At 65.6% G+C, this 13,269-nt stretch carries 15 protein-coding genes and 1 tRNA gene; 7 read left to right on the top strand and 9 right to left on the bottom strand.

From position 1 onward, the window contains the following. Window positions 1-14: 14 nt before the first annotated feature. Window positions 15-656 (bottom strand): HD domain-containing protein, encoded by a 642-nt coding sequence (locus tag I6F17_RS35015; protein WP_036042464.1) that lies wholly within the window; start codon window positions 654-656, stop codon window positions 15-17. Window positions 657-760: 104 nt separating this feature from the next. On the opposite strand from I6F17_RS35015, the gene I6F17_RS35010 reads away from it, so the two are divergent. Next, window positions 761-1,753, top strand: a complete 993-nt coding sequence (locus I6F17_RS35010) for a GlxA family transcriptional regulator (protein ID WP_225131017.1) — start codon at window positions 761-763, stop codon at window positions 1,751-1,753. Window positions 1,754-1,767: 14 nt separating this feature from the next. Here I6F17_RS35010 and I6F17_RS35005 read toward each other — a convergent pair. The 5 genes from I6F17_RS35005 to I6F17_RS34985 form a co-directional block, all read right to left on the bottom strand. After that, window positions 1,768-1,844 (bottom strand) — tRNA-Arg (locus I6F17_RS35005). 102 nt (window positions 1,845-1,946) lie between these two features. Further along, entirely contained in the window at window positions 1,947-2,903 is a 957-nt protein-coding gene (locus I6F17_RS35000) for a tripartite tricarboxylate transporter substrate-binding protein (protein WP_225131015.1), read from the bottom strand. Window positions 2,904-2,950: 47 nt separating this feature from the next. Further along, window positions 2,951-3,322: a cupin domain-containing protein gene (locus I6F17_RS34995; protein ID WP_036042482.1), complete on the bottom strand. Its 372-nt coding sequence runs from the start codon at window positions 3,320-3,322 to the stop codon at window positions 2,951-2,953. 26 nt (window positions 3,323-3,348) lie between these two features. Next, window positions 3,349-3,987 carry an RraA family protein gene (locus I6F17_RS34990; protein WP_225131014.1) on the bottom strand — a complete coding sequence of 213 codons (639 nt, stop codon included), beginning with the start codon at window positions 3,985-3,987 and terminating at the stop codon, window positions 3,349-3,351. A gap of 21 nt (window positions 3,988-4,008) precedes the next feature. Continuing rightward, a complete protein-coding gene (locus I6F17_RS34985) occupies window positions 4,009-5,526 on the bottom strand; it encodes an AMP-binding protein (RefSeq protein ID WP_225131012.1) in 1,518 nt (505 codons plus the stop codon). 231 nt (window positions 5,527-5,757) lie between these two features. Between I6F17_RS34985 and I6F17_RS34980 the strand changes: the two genes are divergently transcribed. Beyond that, window positions 5,758-6,381 carry a hypothetical protein gene (locus tag I6F17_RS34980; RefSeq protein ID WP_225131011.1) on the top strand — a complete coding sequence of 208 codons (624 nt, stop codon included), beginning with the start codon at window positions 5,758-5,760 and terminating at the stop codon, window positions 6,379-6,381. A 161-nt stretch (window positions 6,382-6,542) separates the two neighbouring features. Here the strand turns inward: I6F17_RS34980 and I6F17_RS34975 are convergent, their stop codons facing one another. Together I6F17_RS34975 and I6F17_RS34970 are read right to left on the bottom strand one after the other, a co-directional pair. After that, a complete protein-coding gene (locus I6F17_RS34975; protein ID WP_081493829.1) occupies window positions 6,543-6,758 on the bottom strand; it encodes a hypothetical protein in 216 nt (71 codons plus the stop codon). 20 nt (window positions 6,759-6,778) lie between these two features. After that, window positions 6,779-7,780 (bottom strand): 2-dehydropantoate 2-reductase, encoded by a 1,002-nt coding sequence (locus I6F17_RS34970; RefSeq protein WP_225131010.1) that lies wholly within the window; start codon window positions 7,778-7,780, stop codon window positions 6,779-6,781. A 161-nt stretch (window positions 7,781-7,941) separates the two neighbouring features. Here I6F17_RS34970 and I6F17_RS34965 point away from each other — a divergent pair, with 161 nt between their 5' ends. After that, window positions 7,942-8,508 (top strand): YidB family protein, encoded by a 567-nt coding sequence (locus tag I6F17_RS34965; RefSeq protein ID WP_036026322.1) that lies wholly within the window; start codon window positions 7,942-7,944, stop codon window positions 8,506-8,508. Between the two features lie 33 nt (window positions 8,509-8,541). Continuing rightward, on the top strand, window positions 8,542-8,808 hold the full coding sequence (locus I6F17_RS34960; RefSeq protein ID WP_036014563.1) for a GlsB/YeaQ/YmgE family stress response membrane protein: 267 nt from the start codon (window positions 8,542-8,544) through the stop codon (window positions 8,806-8,808). Window positions 8,809-8,955: 147 nt separating this feature from the next. Here the strand turns inward: I6F17_RS34960 and I6F17_RS34955 are convergent, their stop codons facing one another. Next, window positions 8,956-9,741 carry an SDR family oxidoreductase gene (locus I6F17_RS34955; protein WP_225131009.1) on the bottom strand — a complete coding sequence of 262 codons (786 nt, stop codon included), beginning with the start codon at window positions 9,739-9,741 and terminating at the stop codon, window positions 8,956-8,958. Window positions 9,742-9,987: 246 nt separating this feature from the next. Here I6F17_RS34955 and I6F17_RS34950 point away from each other — a divergent pair, with 246 nt between their 5' ends. Genes I6F17_RS34950 through I6F17_RS34940 form a run of 3 tightly spaced genes read left to right on the top strand, consistent with a single transcriptional unit; the run spans window position 9,988 to window position 13,060 of the window. Further along, a complete protein-coding gene (locus I6F17_RS34950; RefSeq protein ID WP_225131008.1) occupies window positions 9,988-11,052 on the top strand; it encodes an acyl-CoA dehydrogenase family protein in 1,065 nt (354 codons plus the stop codon). A gap of 17 nt (window positions 11,053-11,069) precedes the next feature. Continuing rightward, window positions 11,070-12,230 carry an acyl-CoA dehydrogenase family protein gene (locus I6F17_RS34945; RefSeq protein WP_036014568.1) on the top strand — a complete coding sequence of 387 codons (1,161 nt, stop codon included), beginning with the start codon at window positions 11,070-11,072 and terminating at the stop codon, window positions 12,228-12,230. A gap of 17 nt (window positions 12,231-12,247) precedes the next feature. Further along, entirely contained in the window at window positions 12,248-13,060 is an 813-nt protein-coding gene (locus tag I6F17_RS34940) for an enoyl-CoA hydratase/isomerase family protein (RefSeq protein WP_036042498.1), read from the top strand. Window positions 13,061-13,269 lie beyond the last annotated feature (209 nt).

Below are 13,269 nucleotides of genomic sequence, written 5' to 3'. Positions count from 1 at the left end.
TCGCGTGACGCCGCTCAGCCGTGCCAATGCGAACCACGGATGACGCTGCAGAAATTGCCGCGATGGAAATGCGGTTCCTTATCGGCGATGACGTCGGCCTTGACGTTGCCGAAGGTCGTGTCCGGCTTGTGCTTGATGCCGTCGTAGAACGCCTGGATGATGTCTTCCTTGAAGTGCGGCGTTCGCGGAAACGCCTGCACCACCGCCTCGCGCTCCTCGTCGGAATAATCCTTGTAGGTGAGCCCGAGAACGTCCATCTCGACACCGGCGGTCACCAGGGCGACGACGGGATGCATGTGCTGCGGCACGCCCGGTGTGGTGTGCAACGCGATCGCGGTCCAGACCGTGTAGGCGTCGGCCTCGGAGATGCCATGGCGGCGCAGGAAGTCGCGCGCGGCGTGCGCGCCGTCCACCTCGAACCGTTCGTGCTTGCTGCCGTGGCCGGGCATCAGGCCGATGTCGTGAAACATGGCGCCGGCATAGAGCAGCTCGCGGTCGAACTTCAGTCCCCGGCGAATGCCGGCCAGCGCGCCGAAATGATAGACGCGGCTGGAATGGTTGAAGAGCAGGTCCGTCTCGGTATCGCGGATGTAATCGGTAATGGCACGCGCCAGCTGGGTATCGGGAATGGCGGCGGCCTTGTTGATCTCGTGCATGACCGGCTCCTGAAAATCTCTGGTGCCGGCAAGATAGATCCGGCCTATCTTGTCCTCAATTGACGTAATACGTCTATAACGGACAAATGCCGGCCGAGGCGGACATGGGTGCGAAACCGAATTCGAAGACCGTTGTCATCGTCGCACTGCCCGGGGTGCAGCTTCTCGACGTCGCCGGCCCGCTCGACGTCTTTGCCGAGGCAAACGTGCAGGCCGGTCGCGAGGCCTATGTGCTTTTCGTGGCGGCGACGGAGCCCGGGCCGATCCGCAGTTCGTCAGGCGTGCGATTGATGCCCGACCGGATCATCGACCGCGGTTTCCAGGAGAACATCGACACATTGTTGATCGCCGGACGCCCGAATGCTGCCGACGTGCCGGCAGACGGCGTCATGACCGATTGGCTCCGCCGGCGGGCCGCCAGGACCCGGCGTTACGGATCGGTATGTAGCGGCGCGTTCTTCCTGGCTGCGGCAGGCCTCCTCGATGGCCGACGGGTCACGACGCATTGGGCGGTTGCGGACCGGCTTGCCGAAAGATTCCCATCGGTCAGCGTGGACAAGGACGCGATCTACGTCACTGACGGCAAGCTGCGCACGGCCGCCGGTGTAACCGCGGGGCTCGATCTCGCGCTTGCTCTCGTCGAGGAAGATCTTGGACGTGAAACCGCGATGAAGGTCGCGAGCCAGCTCGTCATGTTCTTCAAGCGCCCGGGCGGACAAATGCAGTTCAGCCGGAAAGGCGAGAGCGTCCCCGCCGGCCGTGCCGCGCTGCAGGAGCTACAGCGCTGGGTGGCCGCCAATCCTGGGCTCGACCACAGCGTCGCGAGCCTCGCGAAGCGGATGGACATCAGCGCGCGTCATTTCGCGCGGCTCTTCCGTGCCGAAGTCGGCATCACGCCTGCGACCTGGGTTGAGGAGGCTCGCGTCAACGCGGCGAGGCGCCTGCTGGAACTCGGAAACGAGCCGCCCAAACAAGTGGCCCTGCATTGCGGCTTCGCCGACGCGGACACGCTGCGCCGTGCCTTCGTCCGCCACGTCGGCGTGACGCCCGCCGAATATCGCAAGCGCTTTGCGCGGATCTCGGCGTCGGCGATCTAAGGAAAAATGAGAAATGGCGATCCCGGCATGACTCGAACATGCGACCTACGGTTTAGGAAACCGCCGCTCTATCCGGCTGAGCTACGGGACCGCGGAACCCGCCAGCGGGGCGGGTTGCCTGAGGTGTTCATATCAAAGCAAAGGCCGGATCGGAAGCCCTTGCCTCGATCAATGCAGCCGTCGACCGGAGCCCCTACGCCTTGATGTTATTGTCCTTCACCACCTTGCCCCAAGTGGCGACCTGCTTGTCGAAGAAGGTCTTGAAGGCGGCGCCGTCCTGGAGCAGCAGCGTCATGTGTTGCGTCTCCTTCAGCTGGGCGGCGGTCGCGGGCTCGCTCAGGATCTCCTTGGACGCCGCCGCGAAGGCTGCAACGACGTCGGGCGGCGTCCCTGCGGGGGCGAAGATGCCCCACCAGGCCAGCGTCTCGAAGTCGGGAAAGCCGGCCTCGATCGCGGTCTGAGTATCAGGCAGGGCCGGCAGCCGCTCGCGGCCGAGCTGCAGGATCGGTCGCAGCATATTGGTGCCGAGCTGGGCGGCGACCAGCGCCGCCGATCCCGCGATGAGATCGACGTGGCCGCCGAGCACGTCGTTCATCGCCGGCCCACCGCCACGATAGGGCACGTGCATGATCTCGACGCCGGCCTTGCTGCCGAGCACGGTCATGGCGAGATGGCCGAGCGTGCCGATGCCGACCGAGGCGTATTTCACCGCACCGGGGGTTGCCTTGCAGGCGGCGACCACGTCGGCAAAGCTCTTATAGGGGCGGCCGGCGCCGGCCGCGATCACGTAAGGCGCGGTGCCGATCAGCAGCACCGGCATCAGCTCGCGCTCGACATCGACCGGCGGCTTGTCGAGGATCGACGGGATCACGGCGTGGGAATCGAACGTCACCAGGAAGGTCGAGCCGTCGGCCGGACTCTTGGCGACCTGCGCCGCGCCGAGCGCACCGGCCGCGCCCGATTTGTTCTCGACCACCACGATGCGACCAAGCTTGGTCTGCAGGTTCGTCTGCAGCAGCCGCGCCATGGCGTCGGTCGATCCGCCCGGCGGGAACGGCACCACCAGCGTGATCTTGCCGGCCTGCGCCATCGCCGGCGTCAATGCGAGAATAGCCGGCGCGGCCAGCAGCGCCCGTCGTGTGATCGTCATGGTCCCCTCCCTTTATGTGTAGCGCTTTGCTTTTTTGCTTTTGAGCGCTAGGTCGTGCCGAAGCCTGATCCTGCTTTTCTGTATTCTGGCCGAGGCGGACTGAAGATGTCCAGCACGCGGGCGCCGTCCGGGCCGGCGCGCATGGTGTGCGGCACGTTCCCGGGCGTGCGCCAGAAATCGCCCTTTTTCACCGGGATTTCCTCGTCGCCCTGGACGCGGATGGCGGAGCCGTCGAGCAGCACGCCCCACTGCTCCTCGGGGTGATGATGCAGCGTGCCTTGCGCATGCGGTGCCAGCGTCACCACCGACAGCATCGCCTGCTCGCCTGAGAAGATGCGCGTGGTCACCCCGGCGGCAAGCTCGCGGAAGAGTCCGTCGCTGGCATCATCGAGATTGTGAAATTCTTCCTTCTGGCTCACGCCATCCTCCCTTCACGCTCCTCTGATCAGGACTTGCCGTAGGCGCCCTGGTAACGGCCCTCGCGGATCGCCTTCAGCGTCTCCTCCTCGCGCGCGACCTGGACGCGCACCGCGTCCAACAGGGCGGCCGCGCCGGCAGCGGGAAACGACACCACGCCGTCCTCGTCGCCGACGACGATGTCGCCGGGCGCAATCACGCTGCCGCCGATCGTCACCGGCACGTTGATCTCGCCGGGGCCGTTCTTGTAGGGACCGCGATGGATCACTGCGCGGGCGTAGCAGGGGAAGTCGTCGGCCGCGAATGCTGCGACGTCGCGGATCGCGCCGTCGATGACGTAGCCTTCGGCTTTGCGCCATTGCGCGATGTTCTTCATGATCTCGCCGATCAGCGCGCGGGTCTCGTCGCCGCCGCCGTCGACCACGATGACGTCGCCGGGCCCGACCAGATCCAGCGCGCGGTGGATCGCGAGATTGTCGCCGGGACGGGTGCGCACGGTGAAGGCCGTGCCCACCAGCTTGCCGCCGCGGTGATAGGGCCTCAGCCCCACTGCGCCGGGTAGCCGCGCGAGATTGTCCGAGATCACCGACGTCGGCGCGTCCCTGAAACCTTCGATGATATTTGCCGGCGGCTTCGGCACGCTGCTCGCTACGATGGTGATCGTCATGTCAGTCCTTCCTTGCTTGTCTCATTCGGCATGGGCCCGCGCCTTCGAAGGCAAGATCCGGAACGCGCGCCCCTCCTTCATCCACGTCGCACGCTCATCGCGCAACAGGGTGCGCCGAACTTTTCCGGAATCGTCGCGCGGCGGGGCGCTGACGAATTCGAAGCTTTCGGGATGCTTATAGCGGCTGAGCCGGTCCTTGAGGAAATCCGCCATGCCGTCAGCAATGGCCTGACCGTCGGCATCGGGCTCCGGCTCGATGATGGCATGCACACGCTGGCCCAATTCCGGATCGGGCAGGCCCACCACGACGCAGGAGCGCACGCCGGGAGCCTCGGACACCGCGGCCTCGACCTCGGCCGGATAGATGTTGGCGCCGCCGCGCAGCACCATGTCGGCGAGGCGGTCGCCGAGATAGAGATAACCTTCGGCGTCCAGCCGGCCGATATCGCCGAGCGATTCCCAGCCGTCGGCGCGGCGCTTCGGCTCGGCGCCAAGATAATGGTAGGTGGCGTCCTTGCCGTCATTGTTGAGGAAATAGATCTCGCCGGTCTCGCCGGGCGCAACGTCCTTGCCGTCCTCGCCGATGATGCGAAGCTTCGCCATGTCGCCGATCTTGCCAACCGAGCCCTTGTGCGTCAGCCATTCAGTGCCGGAGATGATGCAGGCGCCCTGCCGCTCGGTGCCACCATAGAGCTCCCAAATCCGCTCAGGTCCGAGCCAGCCGATCCAGTTCTCCTTTAGCCACGGCGGCATCGGCGCAGCCATGTGGAAGATCGTCTGCAGGCTCGACAGATCGTAAGAGTTGCGCACGCTCGCAGGCAGCGCCCAGATCCGGTGCATCATGGTCGGCACGAAATTGACCCATTGCACGCGCTCGCGTTCGATCTGCCGCAGCGTCTCCTCGGCGTCGAACTTGGTCAGCCCCGTGAGCTTGCCGCCGACGAACAGCGCGTAATGCGACACGATGAACGGCGCGTTGTGGTAGAGCGGACCGGGATTGAGCAGCGATACGCCGAAGGGAACATTGAGCGGCGGCGCAGCCGCGGTATCGGCCACCGCCGGCTGATGATCGAGAATCACCTTGGGACGGCCGGTCGAGCCGCCTGAGGTCATCGCCTTCCAGTATCGCGCCACCGGCGGCGCCAGCGGCCCATCCGAAAATCCTTCCGGCACGAAGTCGGCAGGCAACCGGTTGGGCGCATTCCAGTCGGCCTCGCCGCCGACCACCAGCGCAGGCTTGAGAATGTCGAGCACGGCGGCGGCTTCGCCGCGCGGCAGCCGCCAAGACAGCGAGGTCGGCGTCGCGCCGCATTTCCACACCGCAAAGGAGGTCTCGAAGAACGCGTTGCCGTTCGGCAATCCGATCGCGACGAAATCGCCGGGCTTGACCCCCTTGGCCATGAATGCCCGCGCGCGGCGGTTGGCGCCGCGCTCGAGCTCGTCCCAGGTCAGCGTGTCCTGCCCGTGACGGATCGCAATCGTGCCGTGTGGTTTGCGTTCCGCGTACCAGCGCGGCACATCTGAGAGCGGCAGCAACATCAGGCGTTTCCATTTCGTCTTCTCGGCGTCGCCGCAGGAGTGAGGCGCTCGCGGCACGAGTGTACCAGCCTGCGGTGAGGGCGCTGTGACTCTCGCGCCACGTCAAGCACAAAATGTCAGCATCGCAGCCCTGAATTTCCTGGGTTCCATGGGTGACAAGCCGGCAAGAAAGGGGCAAAAATCCGGCTCGACTCAGTTCGGGTTGAGTTGCGCAAGGAATGCTCTCGTAGAATGTCGTCGGTCGTTACATCGCGTCGTGCGGCGCTGCTCGCCGTAGGTACAGCAGGTTTTTTCCTGCTGACGCACGGGCATGCCGAGGCGCAATGGTGGAAGCGCGCTCCGGTCGATTTCGAGGAATGCGCCGACGCCGCCGAGAAGGCCGCAACCAAAGCGGAGAAGACGGCCGCCCTCGCCGATTGCAACGCCAAGTTCGCCGGCCGCCGCAAGCCGGGCGGCGGCTATTCCTATTACGATTTCCTCCAGGATCGCACCTTCGACATCGCCGGCCCCAATCCGACGCCGGAGGAGCAGAAGAAGATCGACGAAGCCTATACGGCCTACCTCGCCAACCAGCGCCGCAGCAACGAAGCGGCCCAGGCTATCGCCCGGCAGCAGCGCGAACAGCAGGAGCAACAGTTGCAGCAGCTGCAGCAGGTCGCGCTGCGGACCGAAGTCGCGCGCGTGCCGGTGCCGGTCGAGCGGCCGAAGGTGCAGCAAGCCGCGGGCGCGAAGCCGAAGGCTGCACCTTGCGCCAAGAGCTCGTTCTCCTGCGAATGGCCGCGGCTGTCGGAGAGCTTGAACGACCTGAAGAAGCTGTTCAACCCGACCCCGAGCAAGCCCGCGAAGAAGGGGTGAGTTGCACCCATAACCGTCATTGCGAGGAGCCCTTGCGACGAAAATCCAGGGTCTTTCCGCGGGTGGATTCTGGATTGCTTCGCGGAGCCTGTCATCGGGCGGCGCTTTGCGCCGACCCGGTGGCTCGCAATGACGAGTTGGATGGAGATCAGCTCCCACCCTCAGTTCGTGCGCTTCTTCTTGCCCTGCTTCGGTTTCGCCAACGGCGCAGTCGCCGGCTCCGTCACCGTCGGCGAAGCACCCAACTGCGACCGGCTCTCCTGCAATCGCCTGTCATATCCAGGTGAGTTCATCACCGTCGGCGGCCTCGCATAGGCGAGCGTCGATGTGCCGCAGAAGGCGGTCAGCGCGAGCCCGATCACAAGACGACGTTTCATCGCGCTCCTCCTTTCGGGCGCTACCCCCGGATCTGCTGCGGCGTCATACGGAGCGGACCGTTGCCGGCCGCCTCGGCTTCCTTGATCAGCGCAACAATGCGGCGCATCAGCGGCACGGCGACATGGTTCCGCTCGGCGAGCGCGATCACCGCGCCCTGCAGATAGTCGATCTCGGTCTTGCGGCCCTGCTTCAGATCCTGCCACATCGAGGAGCGCGCCTCGGGATCGATCTTCATGGTCCGGCCCAGGATTGCACCGAAGATCGCATCCGGCAGCCGCAGCAGGGTTGGAGACCAGCTCATCGGGATCGGCGTCGACGACACCGGCACGATGTGGGCGGCCTTCAGCACGGCCAGCCCTTCGGCCATCTGGTCGGCGAACAGCCTGCGCCAGTCGCGGCTGGCCAGTTGCGCGGCAAGCGGCATGTCCGACAGCGCGCTGAGCGCGTTGTTCAGGTTGATGATCAGCTTGCCCCATTGCACGCCGGTGATCTCGCCGCTCGCGCGCATCGTGAGGCCGGCGACCGAGAGCTTCCCGGCCGTGTTCTCCGCATCCTCGCCAACATGAATGTCGCCGGAGGTCGAGCGGTGGAAGCGGCCCTCGCCCATCGCGATCACGTTGAACGGCACCATGCCGGCCAGCACGCGGCGGCCGCCCAGCCGCTCGCGCAGCGCAGCGACATTGCCGACGCCGTTCTGAAGCGAGACGATGACGGCATCCTCAGGCGCATGCTGCGCGATCTGCTCGGCGACAGCAGCGGTATCGGCGCTTTTCACCGTCACCAGCACGATGCCGGCGCTGTGGAAGATCGAGGGATCCTCCGACAGCGCCAGTTGACCCGCGCCGAGCTTGTTCTCGGAGCCGTCGAAATCAGTCAGAAGCAAGCCGAACCGCTCGATCTCGGTCTTTACCCGCGGCCGAACCAGGAGCGCGACGCGGCGGCCGCTGGCGGCCAGCATGCCGCCGACGAAACAGCCGATGGCGCCGGCGCCGGCCACAACGATCGGTCGATCCGCAATCACCGAGCTCACTCCCTGAATGACCGGCCTTCGATAGCAGAGCCGAGCCCGACAACCAATCGCGGCGCATCCGACTTGTAACGGTCATGAGTGCCCCATATCTTCTCGCCCCGGGGGCAGTCAGCGGCGAGCGCTCGCCGAACGAGACGCCAAAGGAGAGCACCATGGGTCTACTCGACGTCCTCAACGGCATGCAGAACGGCCCGCGCGGCCAGAGCACACCGAGCTCCGAGAAATCCTCCGGCGGCATGTCGCCGATGACCATGGCGCTGCTCGGCCTGCTCGCCTGGAAGGCATTCAAGCATTTCACCGGCAACCAGTCCGGCTCAGCGCCCCAACCGTTGCCGACACCCGCGCCTCCGCCGGTGAACGTAGGTCGGGGCGGCGGTCTGAACGACATGCTCAAGGGCGGCCTCGGCGGCCTGCTCGCCGGCGGTGCGGCCGGCAGCATTCTGAGCGGCGGGCTTGGCGATCTCCTCAACCAGCTCCAGCAGAGCGGACACGGTGATGCCGCCAATTCCTGGGTCGGCAAGGGCGAGAACAAGCCAATCGCGCCGGGCGATCTCGCCAGCGCGCTCGGCGCCGACCAGATCGACAGCCTGTCCGCCCAGAGCGGCCTGTCGCGCGAAGAGCTGCTCTCCGGCCTCAGCCAGTATCTGCCGCAGGTGGTCGACCATTTGACGCCGGACGGACGGCTGCCGACCGAGAATGAACTCTCCGATCGGGTCTGATCGGTTCAAAGAGAGGGGAGCACAGTCATGAGCATGGGCGGCCTGTTTTGGATCATCCTGGTCGGCTTCATTGCCGGCCTCATCGCGCGCTGGCTGTCGCCGGGGCCGAACAATCCGAGCGGCTTCATCCTCACCACCATCCTCGGCATTGCCGGCGCGTTTCTGGCCACCTGGATCGGCCAGGCCATCGGCCATTACAGCCCCGACCAGGGCGCCGGCTTCATCACCGCAACCATCGGCGCAGTGGTGGTGCTGTTCATCTGGAATCGGCTGGTGGCGAGCGGCGTGATCAAGGGGTAGCGCTTAGAAGCGGTAACGACGAGAGCACGCCACCTCCTCATCGTCATGCCCGGGCTTGACCCGGGCATCCACGTCCTTCGACCCGAGCGGCCTCACGTGGATGGCCGGGTCAAGCCCGGCCATGACGCGGAGAGGGCGTATCGGGTCTCACGTAATCAAATGCATCCCCGCATCCATGCGCACGACTTCGCCGGTCATGTTGCTGGACGCCGGCAGCGCCAGGAAGCAGACGAGCTGGGCGATGTCCTCCGCGGATGATGCGACCTTCAGCGGCACCTTCGCCACCACGCTGTCGCGCACCTGCTTGGCCTGCGCCTCGCCGCGGCCCTTGGTGAACCAGGGCGTATCGATGTAGCCGGGGCAGACCGTGTTGACGCGGATCAGCGGCGCCAGCGCGCGCGACAGCGACAGCGTCATGGTGTTGAGCGCGCCCTTGCTCGCGGCGTACGCAATCGACGAGCCGACGCCGCTGATGCCGGCGACCGAGGAGACGTTCACGACCGCAGATGGGCGCCCTGAAGCCTTGGCGGCGGCTTCGAGCAGGCTGCGCGCCGCGCGCACCATCTGGAACGGACCGATGGTGTTGACGCCGTAGACCCGCTGGAAATCTTCCGCCGACAGACCGTCGAGATCGGCGTGAGCCACATGTTTGGTGGTGCCGGCATTGTTGACGAGGACGTCGAGCCGGCCCCAGCCGCTCGCCGCCGCGACGATCTTGCGGCAATCCTCATCCTTGGAGACGTCGCCCTGTGCGACCAAAACCTCCGCGGCGCCGGCCTTGCGGCAGGTCTCGGCCGTCGCCTCGGCTTCCTTGTGGCTCGACGAATAGTTGATGACGAGCCGCGCCCCGCTGCGGGCGAGAATCTCCGCAGTCGCTGCACCCAGCCCGGATGCCGACCCCGTCACGATTGCGCACAAGCCGTCTTTTACCATCCGGATTTCCTTCCCCTGTATCTGGTGTGGCGTCCTGTTTAGCGAGTTTGCCGCGCCCTGCAAATCGAGCAAACTCCGCTAAGCGGAATTAGCATTTCCTGAAGCCTGGCCCCATGCCCACGCCGCAGATGGACCTGCGATCAACGCTTGTCAGGGCCATGGCTTTTTCCGATCATCGGGCGCAAGAAGAGACTGCGCACTGGCCGATCAGACCGGACGCGCCAATGGCAAGATACGGGGAACGCTGTGGCGGAGAGTGACAATATCGTCGTCGAGACCGCGGAGAAAATCTTCGCAGATCTCGCCGATCCGCAATCCATCAACAACGACAAGAACAACTCCTGGCAGGCGCCGCTGTGGCAGGCGCTGAGCGAAGCCGGCCTGCCGCTGTCCTGGGTGCCGGATGATGTCGGCGGCTCGGGTGCGAGCCTCGCCGACGGCTTTGCGCTGCTGAACGCCGCCGGCCGTTTCGCAGTCGCGGTGCCGCTGGCTGAGACCATGCTGGCGGGATGGCTGCTGGCACAGGCCAAGATCACATCGCCCGAAGGCGAGATGACGGTCGTGCCGGCGTCGCCGAAGGACAGCATCGCCCTCGATGCCGACGGTGCGCTCTCCGGCCGTGCGCGCGGCGTGCCCTTTGCCAAGACGGCGAAGCATTTTGCCGTGCTGGCGCACGGCAAGGACGGTGTTTCCATCGCGCTGATCGACGCGGCCAAGGCGCGGATCGAGGCCGGGCTCAATGTCGGCTACGACCACAGCGATACCGTCACGCTTGACAAGGTCCAGCCCGTCGCCATCAAGCCCGCGCCGAAGGGCTTTGAGCAGACCCATCTGATGCTGATGGGCGGCGTCGCGCGCAGCCTCCAGATCGCCGGCGCGCTGGAATCCATGCTCGACATCTCCGTGCGCTATTCCAACGAGCGTGTCGCCTTCGAGAAGAAGATCTCGAAATTCCAGGCCGTGCAGCACAATCTCGCGCGCCTTGCCGGCGAATCCGCCGCGGCGCTTGCGGCGGCGACGTCCGCCGCCGACGCCATCGCCAATGCAAGATCGTTCAACGACGAGATCTATCTCGAGGCCGCCTCGGCAAAGATCCGCTGCGCGGAAGCCGCCGAGAAAGGCGGCGGCATCGCGCATCAAGTCCATGGCGCGATCGGCTTCACCATGGAGCACATCCTGCACCGCTATTCGCTGCGCGCGCTGGCCTGGCGCGACGATTTCGGCTCGGAAAGCTACTGGGCCGTCGAGCTCGGCAAGCTCGTCGCAAGCCGTGGCGCCGACGAATTGTGGCCGCTCGTGGCATCGCGCTGATCCGGGAGAGAGACACAATGACTGCTGCCCTCCGTTTCGATCCGATCCGCCTGCCCGAGAAATGCGAGCAATTGCGCAAGGAAGTGCGCGCCTTCCTCGCCGAGGAGATCGCCGCCGGCACTTTCGATCCGCACAAGCCCAATCGCGAGGACACCGACGCGCCGGAATTTTCCCGCCGGGTCGGCGCCAAGGGCTGGCTCGGCATGACCTGGCCGAAAAAGTATGGCGGCCAGGAACGCTCCTTCCTCGAGCGCTACGTGGTGACCGAGGAGATGCGCGTCGCCAACGCGCCGACGCGGCGCTTCTTTGTCGCCGACCGCCAGAGCGGGCCGGTGCTTTTGAAATACGCGCCCGAGCACATCAAGATGGAGATCCTGCCGCGGATCTGCCGCGGCGAGATCTGCTTTGCGATCGGCATGAGCGAGCCGAACTCCGGCTCCGACCTGTTCGCGGCGAAGACGCGCGCGACCAAGACCGAGGGCGGCTATCTCATCAACGGCACCAAGATCTGGACCTCGTCGGCGCATATCGCCGACTACATGATCGCGATCTTCCGGACCTCGCCGCCGACCAAGGAAAACCGCCGCCACGGCCTGACCCAGTTCCTAGTCAAGATGAAGCAGCCGGGCATCAAGGTGAACCCGATCGGCCAGATCACCGGCCAGTACGAGTTCAACGAGGTGGTCTTCACCGATCACTTCATCCCTGATGATCACGTGCTCGGCGAGGTCGACGGCGCCTGGAAGCAGGCGACGAGCGAGCTCGCCTATGAGCGCTCGGGTCCCGAGCGCTTCCTCGAAACCTATTACGTGCTGACCGAGCTTGTCCGCGCGGTCGGCCCCAACCCGGACACGCGCAGCGCCGAGGGCATCGGCCGCCTGGTCGCGCAGCTCCACACCATGCGGCGCATGTCGGTCTCGGTGGCCGGCATGCTGGAAGCGGGCAAGGAGCCGGTGGTCGAGGCATCCATCGTCAAGGACATCGGCACGGTCTGGGAGCAGCAGCTGCCGCATCGCGTGCGCGATCTCGCCGCATTCGTCGAGGAGACCGCGACCAACCGTGAGACGCTGGAGCGGCAGCTCGACTTCGCGATCAAGACCGCGCCGAAACTTACCATCCAGGGCGGCACCACCGAGGTGCTGCGCGGCATCATCGCCCGCGGATTGGGTCTGCGTTAAGTCAATCGAGGATCATCATGAGCACCTATCAAGATATCGGCGTCGAGAAGGTCGGGCATGTCGGCACCATCGAGATCCGCCGTCCGCCGCTCAACTTCTTCGATATCTCGCTGATCAACCAGATCGCGGACGCGCTCGACGAGTTCGATCGCGACATCGAGATCCGTGCGTCCGTGCTCTCCGCGCAGGGCAAGGCGTTCTGCGCCGGCGCCAATTTCGGCGATCCGGCGCGGCAGGCCCAGGAGGCGCGCGAAGCGGAGAAAAAGGGAGATCCGGCCGACAGTCTCGGCCCGATCAACCATCTCTACATCCAGGCCGTGCGCATCTTCCGCGCCAAGAAGCCGATCGTTGCCGCCGTGCAGGGCGCGGCCATCGGTGGCGGTCTCGGGCTTGCAGTGTCGGCCGATTTCCGCGTCACCTGTCCCGAAGCGCGCTTCTCCGCAAACTTCACCAAGCTCGGCTTCCACCCCGGCTTCGGCCTGACCGTGACGCTGCCGGAGCTGATCGGCAAGAACAACGCCGAGCTGATGTTCTATACCAGCCGCCGCGTCACGGGCGAGGAAGCCTACAAATGGGGCCTCGCCAACGAGCTGGTGCCGCAGGACCAGGTCAAGGCGGCCGCGATGAAGCTCGCCGGCGAGATCGCCGAATGCTCCCCGCTCGGCCTGCTCTCCACCCGCGCCACGATGCGCAATGGCCTTGCTGACCGCGTGATGGCCGCGACCAATCACGAGCTCGCCGAGCAGACGCGGCTGCGCGCGACGGACGATTTCAAGGAGGGCGTGAAAGCCACGGAAGAGCGCCGCGCGGCGAATTTCAAGGGAAAGTAAGCCGGGGCAGTAGGGTGGGCAAAGGCGCAAAGCGCCGTGCCCACCATCGCTTCATTTGTGTGGCGGAATTGGTGGGCACGCGTCGCTTTGCCCACCCTTGTATTAGCGCGCCGGGTTAGGATGGCCATGTTCCATGAGGAATGGCCCAGCCCGGGTGGCCACCCGAACTGGGCCGCCGATCGATCGGATCGATGCCCACCGAAGCCTTG

The organism is Bradyrhizobium sp. NBAIM18, assembly GCF_020193825.1.
In the GTDB taxonomy this organism is placed as follows: Bacteria; Pseudomonadota; Alphaproteobacteria; order Rhizobiales; family Xanthobacteraceae; genus Bradyrhizobium; species Bradyrhizobium yuanmingense.
This window is presented reverse-complemented; position numbering and strand designations above follow the sequence as displayed.

Bases quoted from the DNA above. Each gene is read 5' to 3' on its own strand.
- I6F17_RS35015 (WP_036042464.1), bottom strand. From the start codon at position 656: ATGCACGAGATCAACAAGGCCGCCGCCATTCCCGATACCCAGCTGGCG.
- I6F17_RS35010 (WP_225131017.1), top strand. From the start codon at position 761: ATGGGTGCGAAACCGAATTCGAAGACCGTTGTCATCGTCGCACTGCCC.
- I6F17_RS35000 (WP_225131015.1), bottom strand. From the start codon at position 2,903: ATGACGATCACACGACGGGCGCTGCTGGCCGCGCCGGCTATTCTCGCA.
- I6F17_RS34990 (WP_225131014.1), bottom strand. From the start codon at position 3,987: ATGACGATCACCATCGTAGCGAGCAGCGTGCCGAAGCCGCCGGCAAAT.
- I6F17_RS34985 (WP_225131012.1), bottom strand. From the start codon at position 5,526: ATGTTGCTGCCGCTCTCAGATGTGCCGCGCTGGTACGCGGAACGCAAA.
- I6F17_RS34980 (WP_225131011.1), top strand. From the start codon at position 5,758: ATGTCGTCGGTCGTTACATCGCGTCGTGCGGCGCTGCTCGCCGTAGGT.
- I6F17_RS34975 (WP_081493829.1), bottom strand. From the start codon at position 6,758: ATGAAACGTCGTCTTGTGATCGGGCTCGCGCTGACCGCCTTCTGCGGC.
- I6F17_RS34965 (WP_036026322.1), top strand. From the start codon at position 7,942: ATGGGTCTACTCGACGTCCTCAACGGCATGCAGAACGGCCCGCGCGGC.
- I6F17_RS34960 (WP_036014563.1), top strand. From the start codon at position 8,542: ATGGGCGGCCTGTTTTGGATCATCCTGGTCGGCTTCATTGCCGGCCTC.
- I6F17_RS34955 (WP_225131009.1), bottom strand. From the start codon at position 9,741: ATGGTAAAAGACGGCTTGTGCGCAATCGTGACGGGGTCGGCATCCGGG.
- I6F17_RS34945 (WP_036014568.1), top strand. From the start codon at position 11,070: ATGACTGCTGCCCTCCGTTTCGATCCGATCCGCCTGCCCGAGAAATGC.
- I6F17_RS34940 (WP_036042498.1), top strand. From the start codon at position 12,248: ATGAGCACCTATCAAGATATCGGCGTCGAGAAGGTCGGGCATGTCGGC.